At 45.5% G+C, this 3,646-nt stretch carries 3 protein-coding genes and 1 pseudogene; all 4 read right to left on the reverse strand.

Annotation, left to right across the window (positions count from 1 at the left end; translation table 11 throughout):
• Window positions 1-165: 165 nt before the first annotated feature.
• A complete protein-coding gene (ffh, locus tag ACXADT_RS21425; RefSeq protein ID WP_474835871.1) occupies window positions 166-1,518 on the reverse strand; it encodes a signal recognition particle protein in 1,353 nt (450 codons plus the stop codon).
• Window positions 1,519-1,531: 13 nt separating this feature from the next.
• The gene (locus ACXADT_RS21430) at window positions 1,532-1,861 is read right to left on the reverse strand and encodes a putative DNA-binding protein (RefSeq protein ID WP_474835872.1); all 330 of its coding nucleotides are present in this window, start codon (window positions 1,859-1,861) and stop codon (window positions 1,532-1,534) included.
• A 106-nt stretch (window positions 1,862-1,967) separates the two neighbouring features.
• Window positions 1,968-2,966, reverse strand: a complete 999-nt coding sequence (gene ftsY / locus ACXADT_RS21435) for a signal recognition particle-docking protein FtsY (protein ID WP_474835873.1) — start codon at window positions 2,964-2,966, stop codon at window positions 1,968-1,970.
• Window positions 2,967-2,985: 19 nt separating this feature from the next.
• A pseudogene (locus ACXADT_RS21440) lies at window positions 2,986-3,646 on the reverse strand (chromosome segregation protein SMC); the annotation flags it as partial.

Consider the following 3,646-nt stretch of genomic DNA (forward strand, 5'->3'; position numbering starts at 1 on the left):
TCATAGAAAGGAGATTTTTTAGCTCCCATACGCTTTAAACGAATTTTTACTGCCATTTTAAATAAGCACCTCCGAATAGTTTCACACAAGATAGAATAATACCAAATTGAAATCAGCTTGTAAAGGGTTTTTTCTTTACAGACTGCAAATACCTGAATTTACATGTTAAAAAGGATTGAACGGCAGTTTGAAACCGCCTTTTTTCTTGCCTTTTTGCTGCATGTTCGTCATTTGCTTCATCATCTTTTTCATGTCCTCGAACTGCTTGAGCAATCGGTTTACCTCCTGGATGGAAGTGCCGCTTCCCTTAGCGATCCTTTTACGCCTGTTGGCATTGATGATTTCAGGATGAGTCTTTTCGTTAGACGTCATCGACTGGATGATGGCCTCAACATGAGAAATTTGCTTTTCATCGATTTGAAGATTGTTCATGCCCTTGATTTTATTCGCCCCAGGCATCATCTTAAGGATTTCATCCAACGGCCCCATCTTCTTGACCTGGCCCAGCTGGTCCAGGAAGTCATCAAGGGTGAATGATGCTGTACGCATTTTTTTCTCAAGCTCTTTCGCTTTTTCTTCATCGACATTGGCTTGCGCTTTCTCGATGAGCGTGAGCACGTCACCCATTCCCAGAATTCTTGAAGCCATTCTCTCAGGATGGAAAGGCTCAAGAGCATCGAGCTTTTCACCAAGACCGACAAATTTGATTGGAGTATTTGTCACGGCGCGGATTGAAAGCGCAGCACCGCCTCGTGTATCACCATCAAGCTTTGTCAGGACGACACCAGTCAAGCCCAGCTGTTCATTGAAGCTCTGGGCAACATTGACAGCATCCTGACCGGTCATGGCATCGACGACAAGGAAGATTTCATCTGGCTTTGACAATTCTTTGATCTGCTTGAGCTCATCCATGAGGTTTTCATCTACATGAAGACGGCCTGCAGTATCAATAAGTACATAGTCATTATGGTCTTCCTTCGCTTTAGCGATTGCCTGCTTGGCAATTTCAACCGGGCTGACCTGGTCTCCCAATGAGAAGACTGGCATGCTCAGCTGTTTGCCAAGAGTCTCAAGCTGCTTGATGGCTGCCGGACGATAAATGTCTGCTGCAACAAGCAAAGGCTTGCGGTTATATTTTTTGCGAAGCAAATTGGCAAGTTTTCCGGTTGTTGTCGTTTTACCTGCACCTTGAAGGCCGACCATCATGATGACGGTTGGCGGACGGTTGGAGGCTGCAATCTTGCTTTGCTCTCCTCCCATCAGCTCGGTAAGTTCTTCTTTAACAACCTTAATGACCTGCTGGCCTGGAGTCAGGCTCTTCACAACCTCTTGACCAATTGCCCTTTCAGTGACTTTTTTAACAAAGTCTTTAACTACCTTAAAGTTAACGTCGGCCTCTAGCAGCGCCAGACGGACCTCGCGCATCATTTCTTTTACATCCGCTTCGGTTACTTTCCCTTTTCCGCGGATTTTTTGCATTGTATTTTGCAGTCGGTCGGCCAATCCTTCAAATGCCATATCATGTGCCTCCCTAGTCTAATTTCTCAAGCTCGGCTACCATTTCACTCAAAACCTGCTTGTCCGGATCCTCACTCAGCTGTTTCTTCATTTTGGAAATCAACTGGCTGCGCATCTGGAACTTCTCGAACAGCAAAAGCTTCTCTTCGTACTCCTCGAGCATCGCTTCCGTCCGTTTGATGTTGTCGTATACAGCCTGGCGGCTAACATCATACTCTTCAGCGATTTCACCAAGAGAGTAGTCATCAAGATAGTAAAGGGCCATATAACTGCTTTGTTTTGGAGTAAGCAATGCCTGATAAAAGTCATACAAATAATTCATACGGTTCGTCTTCTCAAGCATATCGATTCCCCCATGTTAAGTGAAATACCTTTACATTAAGAGTGTACACACGTTCCAAGTTCCTGTCAAGAAAAGTTCTTTACAGCAAGATGTTGTTAAAACGGCATTACTCCGCCATTTTCTCTTCCTCAACTAAATCAGCAAACAGTCCATAAACATAGCGTTCCGCATCAAATTCCTGAAGGTCATCCATTTTTTCACCAAGACCTACGAACTTTACAGGGATATTCAGTTCATTGCGGATGGCCAGGACAATCCCGCCTTTTGCTGTTCCGTCCAGCTTTGTCAAAACAATTCCGCTTACATTGGTAGCTTCCTTGAACGTTTTTGCCTGGATGAGAGCATTTTGTCCAGTCGTCGCATCGAGCACAAGCAGGACTTCGTGAGGGGCACCAGGAACTTCACGTTCAATTACACGCTTTACCTTCTCAAGTTCTTTCATGAGATTTACCTTGTTTTGCAGACGGCCAGCAGTATCACAGATCAGGATATCCGCCTTCCTGGACTTTGCGGACTGGACGGCATCAAACATAACAGCTGCAGGGTCAGAGCCCTCCGCTTGCTTAATGACATCAACACCCACACGTTCTCCCCAAACCTCCAGCTGTTCAATCGCGCCTGCGCGGAACGTATCTCCGGCAGCAAGCAGAACGTTTTTGCCTTCATTTTTGAACTTATGGGCCAATTTCCCGATCGTAGTTGTTTTGCCGACACCATTTACGCCAACAAACAAAATGACAGTCAAACCGTCTTCCTGCATGTTCAGCTTGAATGATTCATCGTCTGCACCAGACTCATAAATATCGACAAGCTTCTCAGAAATGACGGCCTGCACATCTTTTGTATCCTGGATGTTGCGGCGTTTAACCTCTTTCTTCAGTTCCTCGACTAATTCCATGACAGTCTCAAAGCCAACATCGGCCTGGATCAAAATTTCTTCCAGCTCCTCGAAGAATTCCTCGTCCACTTTGCGGTATCTTGAAACGAGATCATTTACCTTGCTCGAGAAGTTGTCTCTTGTTTTGGTTAATCCCTCTTTGAATTTCTCTGTAACAGTCTCAGTCTGTGTCGTAAACTTTTCTTTTAATTTCTTGAAAAAACTCACAGTTCCATCGCCTTTCTCATTACGAATTTACTAGCTCTTTTGAATCTTCCATCCGCACGGACACAAGCTTCGAGACACCTGATTCCTGCATGGTCACACCGTACAGGACATCTGCCTCCTCCATTGTACCCTTGCGGTGGGTGATGACAATGAATTGTGTTTCTTCCCTGTATTTCTTCAGGTATTGAGCGAAGCGGTACACATTTGCCTCATCAAGGGCAGCTTCTACTTCATCCAGAATGCAGAAAGGAACCGGACGAACCTTCAGGATGGAGAAAAGCAGCGCAATTGCAGTCAGTGCTCTCTCCCCCCCAGACAAAAGCCCAAGATTCTGAAGTTTCTTCCCCGGTGGCTGAGCGACAATTTCCACTCCAGTATTCAGCAGGTCATCAGGCTGTGTCAGCCTAAGGTCCGCTCTTCCGCCGCCAAACAACGCCTGGAAGACCGATTCAAAGTGTGAGCGGATTCCTGTGAAAGTCTGTTCAAAACGTTTCTTCATCTCATGATCCATTTCCTCGATGACAAGGAATAAGGTGTCTTTAGCTTCCTGGAGATCATTTTTTTGCTCCAGCAGGAATTCATAACGTTCTGATACCCGCTCGTATTCTTCAATTGCCCCAAGATTTACAGTACCTAGCTCAGGTGCTGTGATACTAAGCATCAATCGCAAGCTTAACCTT

The sequence above is a fragment of the Anaerobacillus sp. ABR4_321 genome (genome assembly GCF_056158505.1).